General features: G+C 70.7%; 20 protein-coding genes and 1 tRNA gene. 8 read left to right on the plus strand and 13 right to left on the minus strand.

Annotated elements, in window-relative coordinates; genetic code table 11:
• Positions 1–57: 57 nt before the first annotated feature.
• From OHV05_RS11560 to OHV05_RS11575, 4 genes are all read right to left on the minus strand, one after another.
• On the minus strand, positions 58–1,176 hold the full coding sequence (locus OHV05_RS11560; protein ID WP_405017600.1) for a DegT/DnrJ/EryC1/StrS family aminotransferase: 1,119 nt from the start codon (positions 1,174–1,176) through the stop codon (positions 58–60).
• 133 nt (positions 1,177–1,309) lie between these two features.
• Positions 1,310–2,269 carry an ATP-binding cassette domain-containing protein gene (locus OHV05_RS11565; RefSeq protein ID WP_405017601.1) on the minus strand — a complete coding sequence of 320 codons (960 nt, stop codon included), beginning with the start codon at positions 2,267–2,269 and terminating at the stop codon, positions 1,310–1,312.
• Between the two features lie 23 nt (positions 2,270–2,292).
• Positions 2,293–3,066 (minus strand): ABC transporter permease, encoded by a 774-nt coding sequence (locus tag OHV05_RS11570; protein ID WP_405021437.1) that lies wholly within the window; start codon positions 3,064–3,066, stop codon positions 2,293–2,295.
• Positions 3,067–3,112: 46 nt separating this feature from the next.
• The gene (locus tag OHV05_RS11575) at positions 3,113–3,961 is read right to left on the minus strand and encodes an ABC transporter permease (RefSeq protein WP_405017602.1); all 849 of its coding nucleotides are present in this window, start codon (positions 3,959–3,961) and stop codon (positions 3,113–3,115) included.
• Between the two features lie 274 nt (positions 3,962–4,235).
• Between OHV05_RS11575 and OHV05_RS11580 the strand changes: the two genes are divergently transcribed.
• Positions 4,236–6,548 (plus strand): transglycosylase domain-containing protein, encoded by a 2,313-nt coding sequence (locus OHV05_RS11580; protein WP_405017603.1) that lies wholly within the window; start codon positions 4,236–4,238, stop codon positions 6,546–6,548.
• 14 nt (positions 6,549–6,562) lie between these two features.
• Here the strand turns inward: OHV05_RS11580 and OHV05_RS11585 are convergent, their stop codons facing one another.
• Both OHV05_RS11585 and OHV05_RS11590 read right to left on the minus strand, forming a co-directional pair.
• Entirely contained in the window at positions 6,563–6,865 is a 303-nt protein-coding gene (locus tag OHV05_RS11585; protein ID WP_403042900.1) for a GroES family chaperonin, read from the minus strand.
• A gap of 173 nt (positions 6,866–7,038) precedes the next feature.
• Positions 7,039–7,377, minus strand: a complete 339-nt coding sequence (locus tag OHV05_RS11590) for a DUF3618 domain-containing protein (RefSeq protein ID WP_405017604.1) — start codon at positions 7,375–7,377, stop codon at positions 7,039–7,041.
• 154 nt (positions 7,378–7,531) lie between these two features.
• On the opposite strand from OHV05_RS11590, the gene bcp reads away from it, so the two are divergent.
• Complete coding sequence (gene bcp, locus OHV05_RS11595; RefSeq protein ID WP_405017605.1) at positions 7,532–8,008, plus strand: thioredoxin-dependent thiol peroxidase; 477 nt, start codon at positions 7,532–7,534, stop codon at positions 8,006–8,008.
• 82 nt (positions 8,009–8,090) lie between these two features.
• Here bcp and OHV05_RS11600 read toward each other — a convergent pair whose 3' ends face one another.
• Entirely contained in the window at positions 8,091–10,472 is a 2,382-nt protein-coding gene (locus OHV05_RS11600) for a chitinase C-terminal domain-containing protein (RefSeq protein WP_405021438.1), read from the minus strand.
• 539 nt (positions 10,473–11,011) lie between these two features.
• Between OHV05_RS11600 and OHV05_RS11605 the strand changes: the two genes are divergently transcribed.
• A tRNA-Leu gene (locus tag OHV05_RS11605) sits at positions 11,012–11,095 on the plus strand.
• A 58-nt stretch (positions 11,096–11,153) separates the two neighbouring features.
• Here OHV05_RS11605 and rdgB read toward each other — a convergent pair.
• The 4 genes from rdgB to OHV05_RS11625 all read right to left on the minus strand — a co-directional run bounded on the left by rdgB (position 11,154) and on the right by OHV05_RS11625 (position 13,401).
• The gene (rdgB, locus tag OHV05_RS11610; protein WP_405017606.1) at positions 11,154–11,762 is read right to left on the minus strand and encodes an RdgB/HAM1 family non-canonical purine NTP pyrophosphatase; all 609 of its coding nucleotides are present in this window, start codon (positions 11,760–11,762) and stop codon (positions 11,154–11,156) included.
• A gap of 20 nt (positions 11,763–11,782) precedes the next feature.
• Positions 11,783–12,169: a hypothetical protein gene (locus OHV05_RS11615; RefSeq protein WP_405017607.1), complete on the minus strand. Its 387-nt coding sequence runs from the start codon at positions 12,167–12,169 to the stop codon at positions 11,783–11,785.
• 165 nt (positions 12,170–12,334) lie between these two features.
• Positions 12,335–13,060, minus strand: coding sequence for a ribonuclease PH (gene rph, locus OHV05_RS11620; RefSeq protein ID WP_403042752.1), 726 nt, complete (start codon positions 13,058–13,060; stop codon positions 12,335–12,337).
• Positions 13,061–13,167: 107 nt separating this feature from the next.
• Entirely contained in the window at positions 13,168–13,401 is a 234-nt protein-coding gene (locus OHV05_RS11625; RefSeq protein WP_030060521.1) for a glucose PTS transporter subunit EIIB, read from the minus strand.
• A 346-nt stretch (positions 13,402–13,747) separates the two neighbouring features.
• On the opposite strand from OHV05_RS11625, the gene OHV05_RS11630 reads away from it, so the two are divergent.
• The 5 genes from OHV05_RS11630 to OHV05_RS11650 all read left to right on the plus strand — a co-directional run bounded on the left by OHV05_RS11630 (position 13,748) and on the right by OHV05_RS11650 (position 20,538).
• Positions 13,748–15,037 (plus strand): PTS transporter subunit EIIC, encoded by a 1,290-nt coding sequence (locus tag OHV05_RS11630; protein WP_405017608.1) that lies wholly within the window; start codon positions 13,748–13,750, stop codon positions 15,035–15,037.
• Between the two features lie 243 nt (positions 15,038–15,280).
• A complete protein-coding gene (locus OHV05_RS11635; RefSeq protein WP_403042746.1) occupies positions 15,281–16,528 on the plus strand; it encodes a PTS transporter subunit EIIC in 1,248 nt (415 codons plus the stop codon).
• 287 nt (positions 16,529–16,815) lie between these two features.
• Entirely contained in the window at positions 16,816–18,090 is a 1,275-nt protein-coding gene (locus OHV05_RS11640; RefSeq protein WP_405017609.1) for a PTS transporter subunit EIIC, read from the plus strand.
• Positions 18,091–18,322: 232 nt separating this feature from the next.
• Positions 18,323–19,270 (plus strand): LLM class flavin-dependent oxidoreductase, encoded by a 948-nt coding sequence (locus OHV05_RS11645; RefSeq protein WP_405017610.1) that lies wholly within the window; start codon positions 18,323–18,325, stop codon positions 19,268–19,270.
• On the plus strand, positions 19,267–20,538 hold the full coding sequence (locus OHV05_RS11650; protein ID WP_405017611.1) for an LLM class flavin-dependent oxidoreductase: 1,272 nt from the start codon (positions 19,267–19,269) through the stop codon (positions 20,536–20,538). Before OHV05_RS11645 ends, OHV05_RS11650 begins: the two co-directional genes overlap by 4 nt.
• A 9-nt stretch (positions 20,539–20,547) precedes the next feature.
• On the opposite strand, the gene OHV05_RS11655 is transcribed toward OHV05_RS11650, so the two are convergent.
• Together OHV05_RS11655 and OHV05_RS11660 are read right to left on the minus strand one after the other, a co-directional pair.
• Positions 20,548–21,294 carry an MBL fold metallo-hydrolase gene (locus OHV05_RS11655; protein ID WP_405017612.1) on the minus strand — a complete coding sequence of 249 codons (747 nt, stop codon included), beginning with the start codon at positions 21,292–21,294 and terminating at the stop codon, positions 20,548–20,550.
• Positions 21,295–21,489: 195 nt separating this feature from the next.
• Positions 21,490–21,684, minus strand: coding sequence for a MarR family transcriptional regulator (locus tag OHV05_RS11660; RefSeq protein WP_350676554.1), 195 nt, complete (start codon positions 21,682–21,684; stop codon positions 21,490–21,492).

The raw sequence follows: 21,684 nt of genomic DNA on the forward strand, positions 1-21,684 counted from the left end.
GCCCCCAGGCCGATCAACCCGGCCCGGAGCGGCCGCCCGCGTTCGGTGCCTCTCGGCTCAGCCCGCACGCCGCACCGCCCGTACCACCAGGGCCAGTTCGGCCTCCGACAGGGTGGGGTGCACCGGCAGTGCGACCACCTCGGCGGCGGCCCGCTCGGTCTCCGGCAGGTCCCAGTCGCCCGGGTAGGGCGGCAGCCGGTGGATCGGCACCGGGTAGTACACCGCGCTCCCCACCCCCGCCTCGGCCAACTCCCGGCGGAAGTCGTCCCGTTCACCGCGCACCCGGACGGTGTACTGGTGGTAGACGTGCCGGGCACCGGCCGCCACCGGCGGGATCCGCAGATCGGTGGCGGCCAACTCCCGGTCCAGTACGGCTGCGTTGGCCCGGCGGCGCTCGGTCGCCTGCGGCAGCCGGCCGAGCTGGACCCGGCCGACGGCCGCCGAGACGTCGGTCATCCGGAGGTTGGCCCCGACGATCTCGTTCCGGTACGGCTGCTCCATCCCCTGGTTGCGGAGCAGCCGCAGCTTCCGGGCCAGCGCCGGGTCCGCGACGGTGACCATGCCGCCCTCCAGGGCGTGCATGTTCTTGGTCGGGTAGAAGCTGAAACAGCCGGCGGCGCCGAACGAGCCCACCGGCCGGCCGTCCAGGGTGGCGCCGTGTGCCTGGCAGGCGTCCTCGATCACGGCCAGGCCGTTCCTGGCGGCGAGTTGGGTCAGGTCGGCCATCGCCGCCGGGTGTCCGTACAGGTGCACCGGGAGCAGGGCGGCGGTGCGCGGGCCGATCGCGGCCCGGACCGCCGCCGGGTCGAGGCAGAAGCTGTCCGGGTCGATGTCCGCGAAGACCGGCTCGGCGCCGACCAGTCGGACGGCGTTGGCGGTGGCGGCGAACGAGAAGGACGGCACCACCACCTCGTCCCCGGGGCCGATCCCGAGCGCCGTCAACGCCAACTGCAGGGCCGAGGTACCGGAGTTGACCGCCACGCAGTGCCTGCCGTCCACCATCTCGGCGAACTCCCGCTCGAAGGCGGCCACTTCGGGGCCCTGGACGACCGATCCGCTGCGCAGCACCCGGACCGCGGCGGCGATCTCCGCCTCCCCGATCACCGGCCGCGCCACCGGCACCACCCCGGTGTCCGGGCGCGCCGACGGCACCGACTCCCCGACCAGCTGAGCCATCCGCGCGCACTCCTCACAAGCCTGTCCGGTGATCCGGAGTGTCAACTGTCCACGACACCCCGGAGTCACCGGTTTCACCCGGACGAGTGACGGTGGCCGTCACTCGGTCGGGCCGCTCAGCCGATCGGGCCGCTCAGCCGATCGCGACCTCGGCGTACATCCGGGCGATCACGTCCTCGATGGCGGGCTCCCGGACCGACAGGTCGACCAGCGGGTAGCGCGCCGCCACCGCCGCGACCAGCGGGGCGGCGCTCTGCTCGGCCGGGAAGGCCAGCCACTGCCGGGCCCCCTCGACCCGGACCACCCGGGCGCCCGGGATCTCGATCGCCGGCCGCGGCTCGGCCAGATCGACCACCAGGGTCCGTTCGCTCCGGCCCGCCGTGTGCAGCCCGTCCAGACCGCCGTCGTAGACCACCCGCCCGTGGTCGATCACCATCACCCGGCCGCAGAGCTGCTCGATGTCGGTCAGGTCGTGGGTGGTGAGCAGCACCGTGGTGCCCTCGGCCTGGTTCACCTCGCGCAGGAACTCCCGGACCTTCGCCTTGCTCACCACGTCCAGGCCGATGGTGGGTTCGTCCAGGTAGAGCACCTGCGGGTCGTGCAGCAGCGCCGCCGCCAGGTCGCCGCGCATCCGCTGGCCGAGCGAGAGCTGCCGGACCGGGGTGTCCAACAGGGCACCCAGGTCCAGCAGTTCGACGCACCGGGCCAGGTTCGCCCGGTACCGGTCGGGCGGGATTCGGTAGATCCGGCGGGCCAGTTCGTAGCTGTCCCGCAGCGGCAGGTCCCACCACAGGGTGGTGCGCTGGCCGAACACCACGCCGATCCGCCGGGCCAGCCCGACCCGCTCCCTGGCCGGCTCGACCCCGGCCACCCGGAGCCGCCCCGCACTGGGCACCAGGATGCCGGTGAGCATCTTGATCGTGGTGGACTTGCCCGCGCCGTTCGGGCCGATGTAGCCGACGCACTCGCCCGCCCCGACGGTGAAGCTCAGCCCGTCCACCGCGTGCACCACCCGCTTCTCCCGGCGCAGCCGGCCGGCCTTGGTCCGGATCGTGAAGTCCCTTCGGACGTCCTCGAGTTCGATCAGTGCCATGTCCAAATCCTCTTCCGTAGGTTCTAGTTGCCGGTGCCCCGGTAGGCGCGCAGTCCGGCCCGCCAGGCCAGGCCGGCGGCCAGCACGCAGAGCAGGGCGGCCAGCGGGGAGGCGAACCGGAACGCCTCGGGCAGGCCGAGCGGATCGGGCTTGCCCAGGATGTGCAGCGCGGGCAGCCAGTTGACGAAGGCGAGCGGCAGGCCGAACACGGTGCCGGCCACCAGCTCCTTGGCGAAGATCGTCGGCGGGTACTGGAGCATGGTGGCCCCGCCGTAGGTGAAGGAGTTCTGGAACTCACTGGCCTCGCCCCACCAGAACTGCACGGTGGAGAAGCCGATGAAGAGCGCGCCGAAGATCACGCTGCCGCAGACCAGCAGCACCGCCAGCAGCAGCACCCGGTCGGCCGTCCAGGTCACCTGGACCCGGGTCAGCGACCAGCCCAGGATCACCGCGGCCTGCACCGGGCGGCCGACCCGACGCAGCGAGAAGCGTTCGGCGCAGACCTGGGCGAGCGCGGGGGCGGGCCGGATCAGCATGGTGTCCAGGGTGCCGCTGCGGATCCGCTCGCCGAGCGCGTCCACACTGCCGACCAGCAGGTTGGCCGTGCCGAGGGCGAAGCTCGACGTCCCGTACAGGAAGCCGAGTTCGCCGAGCGACCAGCCGCCGAGCTGATCGGTGTGCTGGAACATCAGCAGCAGGACGACGAAGTCGAGGGCGGTCACCGCGGTGCTCGCGGTCAGCATCAGCACGAACGAGGTCCGGTAGGCCATCGTCGAGCGGGTCCACATCCCGGCCATCAGCCACCAGGAGCGCAGCGCCCAACCCGTCCGGGCGGCGAGGTGGTCAGCCACCGTGCACCACCACCTTGCGGGTGGCCAGCAGTTGGACCAGCCGGCCGGCCGCGAGCAGCAGCACCGCCCAGGCCGCCTGGAAGCCGAGCGCCCCGAGCAGCGCGGTGCCGACGCGGCGCTCCAGGAAGACGTCGGTGGGGACCTGGACCAGCGCGGACCAGGGCAGCAGTCGCGCCGACTCGCCCAGCCACCCCGGGAAGAGGGTGAGCGGCAGCAGCGCCCCGGAGAAGAACAGCGCGACCACCACCATCACCGAGCGCACCCCCTCCGAGTCGTGCAGCCAGAAGCCGGTGAGCGAGACCAGGTAGCGCAGCCCGAAGCTGACCGTCACGGCCAGCAGCACCGAGCCGAGGATGGCCGCCCAGGTGTACGGGTGGACGGGCAGCCGGATGTCGAAGGCCAGCACCCCGGCCACCGTGGGCACCACGCCCCGGGCGACCAGCTGGAACCCGGCCCGGCCGAGGTCGGCGGCCAGCCACCACCCCATGAAGTCGACCGGCCGGTACAGGTCGACGGCGATGTCCCCGTTCCTGAACCGGGCCTGGACGTCGTCCTGGAAGCCGCCGCCCCAGACCGCGACGGTGACCAGCAGCGCCTGGCTGACCCAGATGTAGGTGACCGCCTGGTTGCCGTCGTACCCGCCGACGCCCGGCCTGGCCCGCCAGAGCGCGAGGAAGGTGTACGCCAGGATGAAGCCGAAGACGGTGTTGGTGAAGGCCCCGGCCACGGTGGCGGCCCGGTAGGTGGTGTAGCGGCGGAACGAACCGGCGGCGATCGCGAGGTAGAGGCGCGCAGAGCCCGTCCGGCCCGGCGGCCGGAGCTGCTGAGCGAGCTGCATCATGTCTCCTTGTCGACTTTTGAACAGGCGGATGGGCAGGCGTTCGGGCAGCCCGACGGGCACAGCCGGAGTGACCTCGGGGCAGCCCCGAACGGCCCCGACCGGCTGACCCCCGGGGGTACCGGGGACCGCGGGCGGAGCTGCGTCTGTCCTGCTGCGCTATGGGGTTGTCATCTTTCAACGTACCGCCGGGGCAGACCGGGCGCAGCCGAATTGCCCGGGGCCACGCATGGTCAAACCGGTCTGATGGTGGATCAGATCCCACATAATTCCCCCCATGAGCCACCAGCAGGACCTGCTGCCAGCACCCGACAGTCTCGAGTGGGAGGACCGCGCCGAGGGCTCCCGGCGCGACCGGCGCCGGGCCCGGCGGGCCGCCCGCAAGGCCCGGCGCCGCTCCCTGCCCTGGTGGCGCCGGGTGGTGCCGACCTGGCGGATGGTGCTCGGCGGGCTGCTCGGCCTGCTGCTGCTCGGCCTGGCGGGCTTCGTCACGCTCTACCTGATCGTCCCGGTGCCCGGCCCCAACACCCAGGCGGTGGCGCAGAGCAATGTCTACTACTACGCCGACGGCAGCACCGAGCTGGCCCGCACCGGCTCGGTCAACCGGCAGGACGTGACGATCCGCCAGGTCCCGCTGGACACCCAGCACGCGGTGGTCTCCGCCGAGGACCGCACCTTCTACCGGAACAAGGGCGTCGACCTGCGCGGCATGGCCAGGGCCGCCTGGAACACCGCGTCCGGGAAGGGTACCCAGGGCGGCTCCACCATCACCCAGCAGTACGTGAAGAACTACTACCTGACCCAGGACCAGACGGTGGCCCGCAAGGTCAGGGAGCTGTTCATCGCGCTCAAGGTGGACCAGCAGCAGAGCAAGGACGAGATCCTGGCCGGCTACCTCAACACCAGCTACTTCGGCCGCAACGCCTACGGCATCCAGACCGCCGCCAAGGCGTACTACGGCGTGGACGTCTCCCGGCTGACCCTTGCTCAGGGGGCCTACCTGGCGGCCCTGTTGCAGGCGCCGAGCGCCTACGACGTGAAGAACAGCACCCCGGCCAACCGGGCCAAGGCGCTCGCCCGCTGGAACTACGTCCTGGACGGCATGGTCCAGCTCGGCTTCCTGGACGCCGCGACCCGGGCCGCCACCACCTTCCCCGAACCGGTCGACCCGCAGCCCGCCACCGGTCTGAGCGGCCAGGCCGGCTACCTGGTGGACATCGCCGACGACTACCTGACCAGCGCCAACGTGCTGGACGCGGCCACCCTGAAGGCCGGCGGCTGGAGGATCACCACGACCTTCGACAAACCCAGGCAGGACGCCTTCGTGCAGGCCGTCCGGCAGGAGCTGACCGCCGAACTCGACCCCGCCGAACGGCCGGAGACCGACACCGCGGTCCGGGTCTCCGGTGCCTCGATCGACCCCGGCAGCGGACGGATCGTCGCGGTCTACGGCGGCCCCGACTACGCCGAGCAGCAGTACAACGACGCGCTCCGGCAGGACAACCAGGTCGGCTCCACCTTCAAACCGATCGACCTGGCGGCCGGACTGGAGGGCGGGCACACCACCCAGGACGGCCGGCCGATCACCACCCAGACGCTGTACGACGGCAGCTCCCGCCGCCCGGTGGTCGGCGGCCCCACGGCGTACGCCCCGCCGAACGAGGACGACGCCGACTACGGCTCGGTGACCCTGCGGTTCGCCATGATGAAGTCGGTCAACTCGGTCTACGCCCAGGAGGGCGTGGACGCCGGGCTGGACGACGTCCGGCAGACCGCGATCCGGCTCGGCCTACCCGACACCGTGCCGGGCATGGATCCGGCCAACACCTCGATGACGCTGGGCACCGCCACCCCGAGCGCGATCGACCTGGCCTCGGTGTACGCGAGTCTGGCCAACCACGGCCAGGCGTTCACCCCGTGGGCCGTGCTCAGGCTGGAACGCTCCGGCGGCTACTCCGACCTGCCCGAGCTGCCCGCCCACCCGGCCCGCACCGCGGTCGGCCGGGGCACCGCGGACGCCGTCACCGACGTGCTGGCGGACGTGGTCAGCCCCGCCGGCACCGGTGCCAGGGCCGTCGGCCTGGGCCGCCCGGCGGCCGGCAAGACCGGCACCACCGACAGCAACCGGTCGGCCTGGTTCGCCGGGTACACCCCCGAACTGGCCACCGTGGTGGGCCTGTTCCGGGAAGACCCGAAGACCCATGCCAAGCTCTCGCTGGCCGGTACGGCGGGCTACAGCCGGATCAACGGCGGCGCCATCCCGACCGAGATCTGGACCAACTACACGACCAGCGCGCTCCGGGGCACCCCGGTCCAGCGGTTCGACCTCCGGCCGAGTCGGGGCAACATCCAGCCCAGCGCCCCCGCCTCACCCACCGGCAGCCCCTCGGCCACCCCGAGCCAGAGCCAGAGCGGTACGCCCTCGGGCACCCCCACGCCGACCGGGACACCGTCCGCCACCGGATCACCCTCGACCCGCCCGAGCACCACGCCCTCCGGCAGCGCCACCCCGACCGGCACTCCCCCGGCCGGTACCCCTCGGCCCGGCCCGAACGGCCCCGAGCCCCTGACCCCACCTGGTCCCGCCTGACCCCCGGTCAGCCGTCAGAGGTACAGCCCGGTCGAGCCCTCCGTGTCGCCGAACCGGCTCGCCGCCACCGCGTGCAGGTCGCGCTCGCGCAGCAGCACGTACGTGGCGCCCCGGACCTCGACCTCCAGCTTGTCCTCCGGGTCGTACAGCACCCGGTCACCGGGCTCCACCGAGCGCACGCTCTGCCCGACCGCGACCGCCTCGGCCCAGGTGCAGCGCTTGGACAGCTCGGCGGTGGCCGGGATCAGGATGCCGCCGGTCGACCGGCGCTCCCCCTCGCTGCCCTCGGTCTTCACCAGCACCCGGTCGTGCAGCATCTTGATCGGCAGCTTCGCGCCCAGCCGGTCGTGCCGGGTCTCCTCGTGCTGTTCGTTCCGCTCTTCGTTCACGCCCCCGACGGTACCCGCCCCGGCCCGGCGGCGTGACGCTGCCCCGGCAGACGGGAGGGACCGGACCCAGCCGGGTCCGGCCCCTCCTCCGCGCGTCGCGGTCAGCCGCGCCGGCGCTTGCGCACCGAGGCCACCAGCAGCAGCACCCCGACACCGACCAGCGCGGCCGGGACGATCCGCTCCTTGCGCGGCTGCCCCTTCTCGTCGGTGAACTGCGCCTTCAGCTGCTCCACCGCACCGCTCGCGGCGACGTACGCCCGCCCGGCCTTCTGCTCGACCGAACCGAGCAGCTTGGCCTTGGTCTGGGCCGCGATGGTGCTCGGGTGCACCCGGACCGCGAGCTCGTCCAGGGTCGTCGCGAGCTGGGTGCGGGTCCGCGCGATGTCCGCCTCGATCTGGGCGGTCGTCCGCGCCGCCTTGTCTGTCCCGGCCTTGCCCACTCGGGCCACCCCTTCACTGGTTGCGTCCGTCAGTGTCCGTTCCGACAGGTGTCAGTCTGTCAGCTCCCCGCCCGGCCCGCGCAGTGCCACCCACCAACGGGGGTAGGTTGGCGGCTGGTACGACCAACGAGTCCGCACGAGGAGAAGCCCCACCATGAGCGAGCGCCTTCAGCCCGGCGACACCGCCCCCGCCTTCACCCTGCCCGACGCCGACGGCAACCAGGTCTCCCTCGCCGACCACCTCGGCCGCAAGGTGATCGTGTACTTCTACCCGGCCGCCCTCACCCCCGGCTGCACCAAGCAGGCCTGCGACTTCACCGACAACCTGGAGGTCTTCGCGGGCGCCGGGTACGACGTGATCGGCATCTCCCCCGACAAGCCGGCCAAGCTGGCGAAGTTCCGCGAGACCGAGCACCTCAAGGTCACCCTGCTGGCCGACGAGGACCATGCGGTGCTGGAGGCGTACGCCGCCTACGGCGAGAAGGTGAACTACGGCCGCACCTACGTCGGCGTGATCCGCTCCACCGTGATCGTCGACGAGCAGGGCAAGGTCGAGCACGCCCTCTACAACGTCAAGGCCACCGGCCACGTCGCCAAGCTGCTCCGCGACCTCAAGGTCGACGCGGGCTGACCCGGCCCCGGCGCACGACGAAGCGGTGGCGGTGCACCCCCCGACCGGGTGCACCGCCACCGCCGTCTCTCACCTCGTCAGGTCAGCAGACCCCGAGGTCGCTCCAGACGCCCCACTGACCGGTGGTCGAGGGGTCCTCGCCGGTGGTCCACCACTTGTTGCTGTACTGGTGGCCCTTCCAGGACACCTTGGTACCCGTGGTGGCGTAGACGGCACCCGAGCTCCAGCTCGGCGCAGTGCAGCTGCCCGGCGTGGTGGGGCTGCTGCTCGGGCTGGTGCTGGGCGAGCCGGACGGCGAGCTGCTCGGGCTCGACGACGGGCTGCTCGACGGGGAGCTGCTCGGCGAGGAGGACGGGCTGCCGGACGGGCTGCTGCTCGGGGAGGCGGACGGCGAGGAGGTCGCGCCGCTGGAGCCCCGGGTCAGGTCGCCGGTCAGGCCGTACAGGGTGCCGCCCACGCTGACCGTCCAGTTGGACGGGGTGGAGACCGGCAGGTAGTAGGTGAAGTCCATGGTCAGCGACGCACCCGGAGCCAGCGACTGCCAGCCGGGCAGCTTGACCGAGGCCCGGTTGTAGACGCCCTTGAGGCCGCCCACGTTGTTGCCGGTGTGGTCCTGACGGATCGTGGTGAGACCGAAGCCGGAGGAGTCCTTGGCGTTGCCGGGGGCCGAGCTGGAGTAGTCGAACTGGAACTCGGTGCCGCCGGGCAGGGTCACCGTGGAGTTGTTGGTGATCTGCAGCTTGGGGCTGATCGGGTAGTTCGAGTCGCCCAGCGCGAAGCTGTTGAACTGGACGTCGATCGGCAGGGTCTGCTGCGGCAGCGCGATGGTGGAGCGCTTCGCGCCGTACGCCGGGGCGGACTTGAACTTGTCGTACATCAGCGAGGTCAGGGTCGAACCGGGGACGTACTGGTTCTTCGCGGCGTCCCACTTGTAGTCGCCCGCGAGCTCCCAGATCATCGCGCCGCCGATGCCCTGGTTGACCACGTAGTCGGCCTTGGCGCCGACCGACTGCTCGTCCTCGGTGGAGAGGAAGACCTTCTTGGTCGCGTTCCACAGCCACGGCGCGACCAGGGTCGAGTCGTAGTTGCGGACGTAGCTGCCCTGGAGCGCGGTGTCGGTCACGCCGTACTTGGAGAGGTAGTCCGGGACGATGCCCTTCTCCAGGTTCTTGGCGTGCCACATCGGGTTGGAGCCCGCCGGGGACTCGACCCCGTTGGTGTCCTTGTCGTTCCAGATGTTGTCGATGCCGACCGCACCGTCACCACAGGTGGTCAGACCGGCGCCGGCCGGGCAGGTGTTGGTCGAGGCGGTGCCCCAGAGACCGTTGGTGCCACCGGTGACGTTCTTGAACCCGCGGGTGTAGTACGGCAGGCCGACGTTGATCCGCCCGGCCGACATCGCGCCCCGGAAGTAGTGGTACGCCCAGTCGGTGTTCAGGTAGCCGATGCCGCCGTACTGGGTGGTGCCGTAGACGTTGGCGGCCGCCAGCTCGGCGTCCTTGCCGTCGTCGAACAGCGAGGCGTTCGGGCCGACGTACTTGTTCCAGGCACCGTGCAGGTCGTACGACATGATGTTGACGTAGTCCAGGTACTTCGCCATCTGGTACGTCTCCATGCCACGGAGCAGGTACCCGGAGGACGGAGCGGCGACGGTCACCATGTAGTGCTTGCCGTCGGCGGCGCCGGCCCGGTCCATCTTCTCGCGCAGGGTCTTCAGCAGGGCGTCGAACGCCTTGACCAGCGAGCCGCGCTTGGCGTTCGCGGTGGTCCAGTCGAGCGGGTTGCCCGCGTCCTTCATCGAGGTGGCGTACTCGTAGTCGATGTCGACGCCGTTGAAGCCGTACTTCTTGATGAAGTCCACGGCCGAGTCCGCGAAGGTGTTGATGCCGGCCTGGTTGACCGAACCGTCCGCGTTGACCGTGGTGGAGTAGAAGCCGCCCGAGTTGACCCGGTTGCCGTCGGCACCGAAGTAGCCACCGGTCTCGGCCCAACCGCCCACCGAGATCAGGGTCTTGACGTTCGGGTACTGCTTCTTGTACTTGGTCAGCAGGTTGAAGTGACCCTTGTACGGGAGGGTCGGGTCCATCTCGGCGCCGGCCACGCCCGGGAAGGTGATCCCGGTGGCCTCGTTGGTCGGGGAGTCGTCGCCGACCGAGAGCTTGTTGTTGGCGTCGATGTGCCCGAACGCGTAGTTCAGGTGGGTGACCTTGTCCCAGGGGATGTTGTTCACCAGGTAGGCGGGGGTGCCGTCCTTGCCGGTGCGCCAGCCGGTGAAGTAGCCGATGATGCGGCGCTGGTGGTCGGCGCCCATCTTCTCGCGGCCCTCGGCGTCGTACACGCTGCAGTAGGGCACGTCCACGCCGGGCGTGGTGTACATGCCGTCGGGGCGACAGGACTGGTTGTCGACAGCCGCGGCGGCCTGCGAAGGCGCCGTGCCGAGCGTGGCGACCAGCAGACCGGCCATCACGGCGGCGGCAGCGGTGGCGAACGCCACCCGCTTGCCGGACGTCTGACGGCCCGCAGCGGTGGGACGCTGCTCCGTCGTGGATCGGATCAACACTCGGTCCTCCAGGGGAGAGTGCCGGCGCGCTGTGGGGGCGCGCAGTGGGGGAGGTGGGACAGCCCGCAGCTGACGACCGGTCAGAACCCCGACTGCCGCGCTGCAGATTGGCGTGAAGCTATGTGGTCTGAACCACATAGGTCAATAGGTCTGTACCAATCGAGTGTCAACCGATACTCACCGCCGGGCCGTGATTCTCATCACGTTCTCACCTTCCGTACGCCGCTCGCCCTTGTGCCCCAAGAGTCGTTCGTACTCACCGGTAGGGCCGTCCGCTCCGGCGGCCCGGTGCGGGGTCGGGTGGATCACAACGACTTGGTCAACTCTTGGGTATCGCCTCGCGCGCCCCGCCCGGGCCCCCCGGCGGGGCACCGGGGCACGCCGGCGGCAAAGGCAGGTGCAGGGTCGGCGGCGGGCGAAGTAGCATGACGGCACGTTGTTCTGCGGCCTTGGTGAAATTGGCAGACACGCGGGCCTTAGGAGCCCGTGAGGGTGACCTCGTGAGGGTTCAAGTCCCTCAGGCCGCACCGCGGAAGGGCCCCGCATCCGAGGATGCGGGGCCCTTCGCGTCCGGCCGACGGGGCGTCAGCCGAGCAGCTCGCGGACCACCAGGGCCAGGCCGCGGAACGCCTGGCCGCGGTGGCTGATGGCGTTCTTCTCCTCGGCGGTCAGCTCGGCACAGGTGCGGGTCTCACCGAGCGGCTGCAGGATCGGGTCGTAGCCGAAGCCGCCGTCGCCCGAAGACGTGGTGCGCAGGGTGCCGGGCAGCCGGCCCTCGACCACCCGCTCGGTGCCGTCGGGGAGTGCGAGGGCGGCGGCGCAGGCGAAGTGCGCGCCCCGGTGCGGGTCGGCGATGTCGCCGAGCTGGGCCAGCAGCAGCTCCAGGTTGGCCCGGTCGTCACCGTGCTTGCCGGCCCAGCGGGCGGAGAAGATGCCGGGCGCGCCGTTCAGCACGTCCACGCAGAGACCGGAGTCGTCCGCCACGGCGGGCAGGCCGGTGCCGCGCGCCAGCGCGTGCGCCTTCAGCAGGGCGTTCTCGGCGAAGGTCACACCGGTCTCGGGGACGTCCGGGATCTCCGGGTAGGCGTCGGCGCCGACCAGCTCCACGTCGAGTCCGGCCGCGCCGAGGATGGCGCGCAGCTCCGCGACCTTGTGCTGGTTCCGGGTGGCGAGGACGAGGCGTCGGGTAGTCATGCCGACCACCCTATGCGCCGTCAGCCGGTGCAGGCCTTGGTCAGGTTGGAGGCCGCGTCACCGAGCGGCTTGAGGTCCGGGACCTGCTTGGCGTCGATCGCCTTCTGGGTCTTGTCGACCTGGGTCTGCAGGTCGGTGATCGCCTTGCTGACGTCGGTGTCGCTGGAGTTGCGGCCCAGCTCGTCCAGGTCGGTCTTGAGCTTCTGCAGCGCCTGCCCGGCGGCCTGCGGGTCGTCCGCCGCGTTGCCGTAGGCGGTGCTCACGTTCGCGAAGTCGGTGCTGATCCGCACCGCCGTGTTGCCGCAGTCGAGCGCCTTCTGGGCGGCCGAGCAGCCCACGCCGAGCGGCAGCAGGAGCGCGAGCGCGGCCACCGACAGGATGGTGGAACGGTTGATGCTGAGGGGCATCGAAGGTCCTCCGATTACGACGACGCTGGGGCAGGTCCGGCAGTCAGGAGGACGGCGGTACGGCCACCGCCGGTTCCCGTACCGGGCTGACCGCCCGAACGGTACGGGCTCCGGGCCCCGCCTGTACAGCGGCCGCTCCCGGAGCCCGTACGGGCTGACGCCCGGTCAGCCTTCGAGCACCTTGCGCTGGATCTCGTCCAGCTCGGCGCAGCCCAGGGTGCCCAGGTCGAGCAGCTGGTCGAGCAGTGCGCGGTCGAACGGCGCGCCCTCGGCGGTGCCCTGCACCTCGACGAAGCGGCCGTCGGAGGTGCAGACGATGTTCATGTCGGTCTCGGCCCGGACGTCCTCCTCGTAGCGGAGGTCGAGCATCGGGACGCCGTCGATGATGCCGACGCTGACCGCGCTGACGCCGCCGGTGATCGGCTGGCCCTTCGCCCGGAGCAGCTTCTTCTCCCGGGCCCAGGAGACCGCGTCCACCAGCGCCACGTACGCGCCGGTGATGGCCGCGGTGCGGGTGCCGCCGTCGGCCTGGAGCACGTCGCAGTCGAGCACGATGGTGTTCTCGGCCAGCGCGCGGTGGTCGATCACCGCGCGCAGCGAACGGCCGATCAGCCGGCTGATCTCGTGGGTGCGGCCGCCGATCTTGCCGCGGACCGACTCACGGTCACCGCGGGTGTTGGTGGCGCGCGGGAGCATGGAGTACTCGGCGGTGACCCAGCCCTCGCCGCTGCCCTTGCGCCAGCGGGGGACGCCCTCGGTGACACTGGCGGTGCAGAGCACCTTGGTGTCGCCGTAGGAGACCAGGACGGAGCCTTCGGCGTGCTTGCTCCAGCCTCGTTCGATGCTGATCGGGCGGAGCTGATCGGGGGTGCGGCCGTCGATGCGTGACATAGGCACCGAGCCTAGCCGCTCCCGGCGAAGGGTCGGGAAACACTGCGGCCCGTCCACCCCCTGACGGGGTGACGGGCCGGAGCGGGATGAGACCGGTGGGTCTCAGCTCACATCATGTCCTCGATGTCCGCGGCGATCGGGTCGGCGTCGGTGCCGATCACGACCTGGATCGCGGTGCCCATCTTCACGACGCCGTGGGCGCCGGCGGCCTTCAGCGCGGCTTCGTCGACCAGGGAGGCGTCCTTGACCTCGGTGCGCAGGCGGGTGATGCAGCCCTCGACCTCTTCGATGTTGTCGATGCCGCCGAGACCGGCGACGATCTTCTCAGCCTTGCTGGCCATGTCTTTCTCCCTCTGTCTCGGCTCCCGGCAGCTCTGCCCGGTGCCGTACCGCTCGGTGCTGGTGACTGTCGTCGGAAGGTGACGCGGACTCAGTTGCCGCGCCCACGACAGCGCGCGACCAGCATCGCCCGAGTTCGACCGACTTGCCACGTTAGTCCACTTTTGGCCCAGCATGGCGCGCGCGCTGCCGATCTTCATCACAGGATGACGATCAGTAGGACCTTGGACCCGGCACGCCCGCCCTGCCCCGCAAGTGGTCTACACCAATATTAGGTGCACTTCGGACAACGCGGAAACGCCCGCCGGTGTTCCGGGCCCGGACACATCCGGCACTCGGAGGACGATGATGAGTTCGGCAGGCGCCACAGCCCCACAGACGCAGTGGTGGCACGGCTTCTACGGCGGCCTCCAGAAGATGGGCCGCAGTCTCCAGCTCCCGGTGGCGGTGCTGCCGGCGGCCGGCATCCTGAACCGGCTCGGCCAGGACGACGTCTTCGGCAAGGACGGCCTCGGCTGGGACAACGTGGCGAAGGTCTTCGCCGCCGCCGGTGGCGCCCTGCTCGACTCCAACCTCGGTCTGCCGCTGCTGTTCTGCATCGGCGTCGCGATCGGCATGGCCAAGAAGGCCGACGGCTCCACCGCGCTGGCCGCCGTGGTCGGCTTCCTCGTCTACTACAAGGTGCTCCAGGCCTTCCCGGTGGACTGCACGGGCACCACCACGCTGGTCGGCAACCAGTGCGTGGACTACAGCTCGAAGAAGGCGGCGAACGCCGTCTACCAGAACCCCGGTGTGCTCGGCGGCATCCTGATCGGCTTCGTGTCGGCCTGGCTCTGGGTCCGCTACCACCGCACCAAGCTGGTCGACTGGCTCGGCTTCTTCAACGGCCGCCGCCTGGTCCCGATGATCACCGCCGTGTTCGGCCTGGTGCTCGCCTGCCTCGCGCTCTGGATCTGGCCGCCGATCGGCGACGCCCTGACCGACTTCAGCCAGTGGCTCTCCGACCTGGACGCCTGGGGTGCCGGCCTGTTCGGTCTGGCCAACCGCGCCCTGCTGCTGATCGGCATGCACCAGCTGCTGAACACCTTCGTCTGGTTCCAGTTCGGCGACTTCACCAAGTCGGACGGCTCGGTGGTCCACGGCGACATCCCGCGCTTCCTGGCCGGCGACCCGACGGCCGGCCAGTTCACCTCCGGCTTCTTCCCGATCATGATGTTCGCGCTCCCGGCCGCCGCCCTGGCCATCGCGCACTGCGCCAAGCCGCACCGGCGCAAGGAGATCACCGGCCTGATGCTCTCGGTCGGCCTGACCTCCTTCGTCACCGGCGTCACCGAGCCGATCGAGTACTCCTTCGCCTACATCGCCCCCGCCCTGTACGGCGTGCACGCGGTGCTGACCGGCGCCTCGATGGCGATCACCTGGGCGCTCGGCGTGAAGGACGGCTTCAGCTTCTCGGCCGGCCTGATCGACTACGCCATCAACTGGAGCCTCGCCACCAAGCCCTGGATGATCATCCCGATCGGACTCTGCTTCGCGGTGGTCTACTACGCGCTCTTCCGATTCATCATCACCAAGTTCAACCTCAAGACCCCGGGCCGCGAGGACGACGACGAGATCGAGGACGTCACCAAGGCCTGACCCTCCGACAATTCCCGCGAAAGGCCCTCGGACCACCGGCCCGGGGGCCTTTCGGCATGTCCGGAATGGGACCAACGGCCCTAACGGAATTCCGCCCGACGGCGGCCCGGTATACGATGTCGGATTTTTTTCAGTTCCCCGTCAGCGGCGTGTTAGAAAAGTGCTGCACCGAAATGGTGTAGACCAATCGGCCATCATCCCGCCGATCGGTGCGCAAGGTCGCCCACCGCCGAAGGACAGCCCATGAGTACGACGACCGCCCCCGCGGCGGCTCCCGCGAAGAAGCCGGGAGCCGGCCTGCTTCAGGGTCTCCAGAAGATCGGCCGCAGCCTGCAGCTGCCGGTCGCCGTGCTCCCGGCGGCAGGCATCCTGCTGCGCCTGGGGCAGGACGACGTGTTCGGAAAGGACGGCCTCGGCTGGGGCAAGGTCGCCACCGTCTTCGCCACCGCCGGCGACGCGGTCTTCAGCAATCTGCCGCTGCTGTTCTGCGTGGGCGTGGCGATCGGCTTCGCCAAGAAGGCCGACGGCTCCACCGCACTGGCGGCACTGGTCGGATATCTGGTCTTCCACAATGTGCTGACGGCCTTTCCGATGGCCGGGACGATCACCGAGGCACTGCCCGCCGGCAAACCGCAGAACCCCGGCGTCTTCGGCGGCATCGTGATCGGCCTGCTGAGCGCGATCCTCTGGCAGAAGTACCACCGCACCAAGCTGGTCGACTGGCTCGGCTTCTTCAACGGCCGCCGGCTGGTCCCGATCATCATGGCCTTCGTCGGCACCCTGGTCGGCGTGGTGGTCGGTCTGGCCTGGGGTCCGATCGGCACCGGCCTGACCAACGCCAGCGACTGGCTGGTCGGCCTCGGCTCGGCCGGTGCGGGCATCTACGGGGTGGCCAACCGGCTGCTGATCCCGATCGGCATGCACCAGTTCCTGAACACCTTCTTCCAGCAGCAGGTCGGCAGCTTCACCGACGCCGGCGGCCACACCTGGATCGGCGACATCCCGCGGTTCTTCCACGGCGACCCGACCGCCGGTCAGTTCATGTCCGGCTTCTTCCCGATCATGATGTTCGGCCTCCCGGCCGCCGCCATCGCGATCGCGCACTGCGCCCGCCCGGAGCGCCGCAAGGCCGTCATGGGCATGATGGTCTCGGTCGCGCTGACCAGCTTCATCACCGGCGTCACCGAACCGATCGAGTTCTCCTTCATGTTCATCGCCCCGGTGCTGTACGTGATCCACGCCCTGCTCACCGGCCTCTCGATGGGGCTCACCTGGGCCCTCGGGGTGCACGACGGCTTCAGCTTCTCGGCCGGGCTGATCGACTACCTGCTGAACTGGAACCTCGCCACCAAGCCCTGGATGATCATCCCGATCGGGCTCTGTTTCGCGGCGCTGTACTACTCGCTCTTCCGGTTCGCGATCGTCAAGTTCAACCTCACCACCCCGGGCCGCGAGCCCGAGGACGAGATCGAGGACATCACCAAGGACTGACGCTCCGTCAATCCGAAACCCGCCTCCGACGGCCTTCGCCGCCGGGGGCGGGTCTTTTTGTTGCGCAACTCGCCAAAGTCGCGATTACGGCGGGTAGTCATGATCGTTAATCCATAAGAAGGTTTCGATTTCATAGCGCTTCTCACCTGCACGGCTTCCAGGGGTTCCGGCCCCCCACTTGCCGTGCTAGAAAACTGGTCTACACCACTAGTGGTGTAGACCAGTTCGCGGTTCGGCCCCCGATGCTCCTCCCCGACCGATCCGCCCTGCCGTTAGGAACCACCCCCATGACTAAGACTGCGCAGGCACCGGCGCCCGCAGCGGCACCGGTCCCCTCCCCCGGCAAGAAGTTCGGGCAGAGTCTGCTCCAGGGCCTGCAGAAGATCGGCCGCAGCCTCCAGCTGCCGATCGCCGTGCTCCCGGCGGCAGGTCTGCTGCTCCGCCTGGGTCAGGACGACGTCTTCGGCAAGGACGGCCTCGGCTGGGACAAGGTCGCCGCGGTGTTCGCCACCGCCGGTGACGCCGTCTTCTCCAACCTGCCGCTGCTCTTCGCGGTGGGCATCGCGATCGGCTTCGCCAAGAAGGCGGACGGCTCCACGGCGCTCGCCGCCCTGGTCGGCTTCCTGGTCTACAAGAACGTGCTGACCGCGTTCCCGATCACCGAGGGCCACATCGCGGACGGCAAGTGGGTCGCCCCGACGTACCAGAACCCGGGCGTGCTCGGCGGTATCGTGATCGGCCTGCTGAGCGCCGTGCTCTGGCAGAAGTACCACCGCACCAAGCTGGTCGACTGGCTCGGCTTCTTCAACGGCCGCCGCCTGGTCCCGATCATCATGGCCTTCGTCGGCACCGCCGTCGGCGTCGTGTTCGCGCTCTGCTGGGGCCCGGCCGGCGACGCCATCGGCAGCCTGAACGACTCGCTGATCGGTGCCGGCGCGTTCGGCGCCGGTGCGTTCGGCCTGGTCAACCGTGGCCTGCTGCCGGTCGGCATGCACCAGTTCGTGAACTCCTACGCCTGGTTCCAGACCGGTGACTTCACCAAGGCCGACGGCACCGTGGTGCACGGCGACCTGACCCGCTACTTCGCCGGTGACCCGACCGCCGGTCAGTTCATGGCCGGGTTCTTCCCGATCATGATGTTCGCGCTCCCGGCCGCCGCCCTGGCCATCGCGCACGCCGCCCGCCCCGAGCGCCGCGCCGCCGTGATGGGCATGATGATGTCGCTCGCGCTGACCTCCTTCGTCACCGGTGTCACCGAGCCGATCGAGTTCGCCTTCGTCTTCATCGCCCCGGCCCTGTACGTGATCCACGCGGTGCTCACCGCCGTCTCGATGGCCGTCACCTGGGCCCTCGGGGTGCACGCCGGCTTCACCTTCTCGGCCGGTCTGATCGACTACCTGCTCGGCTGGAGCAAGTCCACCAACGCCTGGATGATCATTCCGATCGGCCTGGTCTTCGCGGTCCTGTACTACGTGCTGTTCCGCTGGGCGATCGCCAAGTTCAACCTGCCGACCCCCGGTCGCGAGAGCGACGAGGAGATCGCGGAGATCACCAAGGCCTGACGCCTGCCCGCTGCAACGGACGGACCCCGCTCGGCATCTGCCGGGCGGGGTTTGTCCGTTCTGCGGGTGGTTGACGAACTGCCAAGATCACTGGTCCACTTGGGGCGTGCACGCCTCTCGCATCCTGGTCACCCGCAGCCACATCGACTTCGGTCGCGTGTGGTCGGCGGCGTGTCGACGCGGCTGACTCCTCCGCCGCCTCGACCCCTCCCAGGAAAGCCAAGGCCCTGCCATGCCTTCGTCGCCTTCGTTCCATCTCTCCGCCGGTCTGGACGGCCCCGGGCCGCTGACCGCAGGACACTTCACCGCCCTCGCCCGGCTCGCCGAGCGCGGCGGGCTGGACTTCGTCACGCTGGACGACTCCTTCAGCCCCGGCCTGGACGCGCTCGCCGTGTTCGCCCGGATCGCCCCGGCCACCAGCAGGATCGGCCTGGTGCCGACCGTCACCACCACGCACACCGAGCCGTTCCACACCTCGATCGCGGTCAACACCCTGGACTGGGTGAGCGAGGGCCGGGCCGGCTGGCTGGTCGACGTCTCCGGCACCGAGGCGGAGGCCGCCACCGTCGGACGGCGCCCGCTGCTCCCGGCCGAGGAGCTCTGGCGGGAGGCCGCCGACACGGTCGAGGTGGCCGCCCGGCTCTGGGACAGCTGGGAGGACGACGCGGAGATCCGGGACCGGGCCACCGGCCGCTTCGTCGACCGGGAGAAGCTGCACTACGTCGACTTCGAGGGCCCGTACTTCTCGGTGAAGGGCCCCTCCATCACCCCCAGGCCGCCTCAGGGCCGCCCCGTGGTGGTGGTCCGGCTCGACCACGGGGACCGGGGTGCCAGGCGGGAGCTGGCGGTCCGTCAGGCGGACGTGGTGCTGCTGGAGGCGGCCACACCGACCGGAGCCGCAGCTGTCCGGGCGAGCCTGCGCGAGCTGGTCAGCGGGCACGGCCGCGATCCGGACCAGTTCCGGGTGCTGGTCAGGGTGGGGCCCGAGGTCCGGCCCGCCGACTGGCTCGGCGCGGTGGACGGGCTGCACCTGGTGGCCCGGCAACTCCCCGACGACCTCACCCGGTTCGTGGCGGCGACCGACCGGCTCGGCCGCCCGCCGGTGAGCGGCGGCACCCTGCGGGAGCGCCTCGGCCTGGCCCGTCCGGCCAGCCGCTACGCGGTCGGAGCGGCCCGATGAGCACGAAGTCGACCCCGAAGCAGATCCACCTCGCGGCGCACTTCCCCGGCGTCAACAACACCACCGTCTGGGCCGATCCGGCCTCCCGGAGCCAGATCGAGTTCAGCTCCTTCCGGCACCTGGCCGAGACCGCCGAGCGCGGCCGGTTCGACTTCTTCTTCCTCGCCGAGGGCCTGCGGCTGCGCGAGGTGAAGGGCCGGATCCACGACCTGGACGTGGTCGGGCGGCCGGAGGCGATCACGGTGCTGAACGCGCTGGCCGCCGTCACCACCCACCTCGGCCTGGCCGCCACGGTCAGCGCCACCTTCAACGAGCCGTACGAACTCGCCCGCCGGCTGGCCTCGTTGGACCACCTCTCGGGCGGCCGGGCGGCCTGGAACGTGGTCACCTCGAACGACGCCTTCACCGGGGCGAACTTCCGCCGGGGCGGCTACCTGGAGCACGCCGACCGCTACCACCGGGCCGCCGAGTTCGTCCGGCTGGCCCGGGAGCTCTGGGAGTCGGACGGCAAGGTGGTCCGGCACGACGGCCCGCACTTCACCGTCGAGGCGGCCGGTCCGCTGCCGCCCTCGCCGCAGGGCCGGCCGGTGGTGATCCAGGCCGGGGACTCCGACGACGGACGGGAGTTCGCCGCCGAGCACGCCGACGTGGTGTTCAGCCGGCACAGCACGCTGGAGGCCGGCCGGGCCTTCCACACCGACGTGAAGCGGCGGCTGGCCCGGTACGGCCGACGGCCGGACGACCTGCGGATCATGCCGGGGGTGACTTTCGCGCTCGGCTCCACCGAGGCCGAGGCGGCCCGCAGGTCGGCCGAGATCCGCCGGGCCCAGGTCCCGCCGAGGACGGCACTGGCCTTCCTGGAGCAGGTCTGGGGCGTCGACCTGTCGGACCACGACCCGGACGGGCCGCTGCCGGCCGGCGACCCGGTGGTCAACTCCGACCTGGTGCAGGGCCGCACCAGGCTCGGCGACCCGCTGGAGATCGCGGCCCGCTACCGGAAGCTGGCGACCGAACGCGGCCTCAGCTCGCGCGAGCTGGTGATCGAGCTGAGCGGGCGTCACTCCTTCGTCGGCACCCCGGAGTCGGTGGCCGACCAACTGGCGGAGCACGTCGCGACCGACGCCGCCGACGGCTTCATCCTGGTCCCGCACCTGACGCCGGGCGGCCTGGACGACTTCGTCGACCAGGTGGTGCCGATCCTGCAGCGGCGCGGCCTGCACCGCACCGAGTACACCGGCACGACCCTGCGCGGGCACCTCGCCGAGTAGGAGTAGGGCCTAGAGCTCGTACGTGGCGCCCGGGCGGGCCAGCTCGACCGGGCCGGCGTAGACCGCGGCCGCGTCGCGGTGGTTGATCTCGGGGTCGGTCCACGGCGGGATGTGGGTGAGCACCAGGCGGCCGACCCCGGCGGCGGCCGCGTGCTCGCCCGCCTCGCGGCCGTTCAGGTGCACGGCCGCGAAGGTCTCCTTGCCGTGGGTGTAGGCCGCCTCGCAGAGGAACAGGTCGGCACCCCGGGCGAGTTCGACCAGCTCGGCGCACTCGCCGGTGTCGCCGGAGTACACCAGGCTGCGGCCGCCGTGCTCGATCCGGAACGCGAAGGTCTCCACCGGGTGGCTGACCCGGACCGTCGTGACGGTCAGCGGGCCGAGCCGGAAGCTGCCCTCGGTGAGGGTGTGGAAGTCGAAGACCTCGGTCATCCCGGGCTGCTCGGGCATGTCGTACGCCCGGGCCAGCCGGCCGGCCGTACCGGCCGGGCCGTACACCGGGACGGGCTCGGGGCAGCCCTCCAGCCGGTAGTTCCGGGCCACCCAGTAGGCGCAGAGGTCGATGCAGTGGTCCGCGTGCAGGTGACTGAGCAGCACCGCGTCGATGTCGTACAGGCCGCAGTACTTCTGCAGGGCGCCGAGCGCGCCGTTGCCGAGGTCGAGCACCACCCGGAAGCCGTCGGCCTCGATCAGGTAGCTGGAGCAGGGCGACTCGGCGGACGGGAAGCTTCCCGAGCACCCCACCACGGTCAGTTTCATGCCGAGCCCCTCCACCCCGATGGGTCATGGTCCGTGCCTGCGGAGCTACCTGGTGGTAGCGGCCGGCTGCCAGACGAGAGTAAGGGCCGGGAGGCACTTTGCCCCCGTCTCCGTGCCGTGCTGTGGCTGATGTCACCAGAACGGGCCGCGCCGGGCGCGGGGCGGGGACGGGGGCGGTTCGGCGGGCGGGCGGGCTCAGCGGTTGCCGGGGCGGTTCCGGGCCCAGGCGCGGATGGTGCCCGCGAACCAGCGCGGATGGCCGCTGCCGTCGATCATGTCCGGATCGGGCAGCAGGCCGTGCCGGCGGTAGTTGCGGACGGTGTCGGGCTGGACGTTGATGTGCCTGGCGATCTCGGTGTACGACCACAACTCGTCGCTGCGTGAGGACAT

Source organism: Kitasatospora sp. NBC_00070, from assembly GCF_045041205.1.
Classification (GTDB): domain Bacteria; phylum Actinomycetota; class Actinomycetes; order Streptomycetales; family Streptomycetaceae; genus Kitasatospora.

Bases quoted from the DNA above. Each gene is read 5' to 3' on its own strand.
- rph (WP_403042752.1), bottom strand. From the start codon at position 13,060: ATGTCACGCATCGACGGCCGCACCCCCGATCAGCTCCGCCCGATCAGC.
- OHV05_RS11645 (WP_405017610.1), top strand. From the start codon at position 18,323: ATGCCTTCGTCGCCTTCGTTCCATCTCTCCGCCGGTCTGGACGGCCCC.
- OHV05_RS11650 (WP_405017611.1), top strand. From the start codon at position 19,267: ATGAGCACGAAGTCGACCCCGAAGCAGATCCACCTCGCGGCGCACTTC.
- OHV05_RS11615 (WP_405017607.1), bottom strand. From the start codon at position 12,169: ATGCCCCTCAGCATCAACCGTTCCACCATCCTGTCGGTGGCCGCGCTC.
- OHV05_RS11655 (WP_405017612.1), bottom strand. From the start codon at position 21,294: ATGAAACTGACCGTGGTGGGGTGCTCGGGAAGCTTCCCGTCCGCCGAG.
- OHV05_RS11570 (WP_405021437.1), bottom strand. From the start codon at position 3,066: ATGGCCGGGATGTGGACCCGCTCGACGATGGCCTACCGGACCTCGTTC.
- OHV05_RS11635 (WP_403042746.1), top strand. From the start codon at position 15,281: ATGAGTACGACGACCGCCCCCGCGGCGGCTCCCGCGAAGAAGCCGGGA.
- OHV05_RS11565 (WP_405017601.1), bottom strand. From the start codon at position 2,269: ATGGCACTGATCGAACTCGAGGACGTCCGAAGGGACTTCACGATCCGG.
- OHV05_RS11560 (WP_405017600.1), bottom strand. From the start codon at position 1,176: ATGGCTCAGCTGGTCGGGGAGTCGGTGCCGTCGGCGCGCCCGGACACC.
- OHV05_RS11585 (WP_403042900.1), bottom strand. From the start codon at position 6,865: ATGCTGCACGACCGGGTGCTGGTGAAGACCGAGGGCAGCGAGGGGGAG.
- OHV05_RS11580 (WP_405017603.1), top strand. From the start codon at position 4,236: ATGAGCCACCAGCAGGACCTGCTGCCAGCACCCGACAGTCTCGAGTGG.
- rdgB (WP_405017606.1), bottom strand. From the start codon at position 11,762: ATGACTACCCGACGCCTCGTCCTCGCCACCCGGAACCAGCACAAGGTC.
- OHV05_RS11625 (WP_030060521.1), bottom strand. From the start codon at position 13,401: ATGGCCAGCAAGGCTGAGAAGATCGTCGCCGGTCTCGGCGGCATCGAC.
- OHV05_RS11575 (WP_405017602.1), bottom strand. From the start codon at position 3,961: ATGATGCAGCTCGCTCAGCAGCTCCGGCCGCCGGGCCGGACGGGCTCT.
- OHV05_RS11660 (WP_350676554.1), bottom strand. From the start codon at position 21,684: ATGTCCTCACGCAGCGACGAGTTGTGGTCGTACACCGAGATCGCCAGG.
- OHV05_RS11640 (WP_405017609.1), top strand. From the start codon at position 16,816: ATGACTAAGACTGCGCAGGCACCGGCGCCCGCAGCGGCACCGGTCCCC.
- OHV05_RS11600 (WP_405021438.1), bottom strand. From the start codon at position 10,472: ATGGCCGGTCTGCTGGTCGCCACGCTCGGCACGGCGCCTTCGCAGGCC.
- bcp (WP_405017605.1), top strand. From the start codon at position 7,532: ATGAGCGAGCGCCTTCAGCCCGGCGACACCGCCCCCGCCTTCACCCTG.
- OHV05_RS11630 (WP_405017608.1), top strand. From the start codon at position 13,748: ATGAGTTCGGCAGGCGCCACAGCCCCACAGACGCAGTGGTGGCACGGC.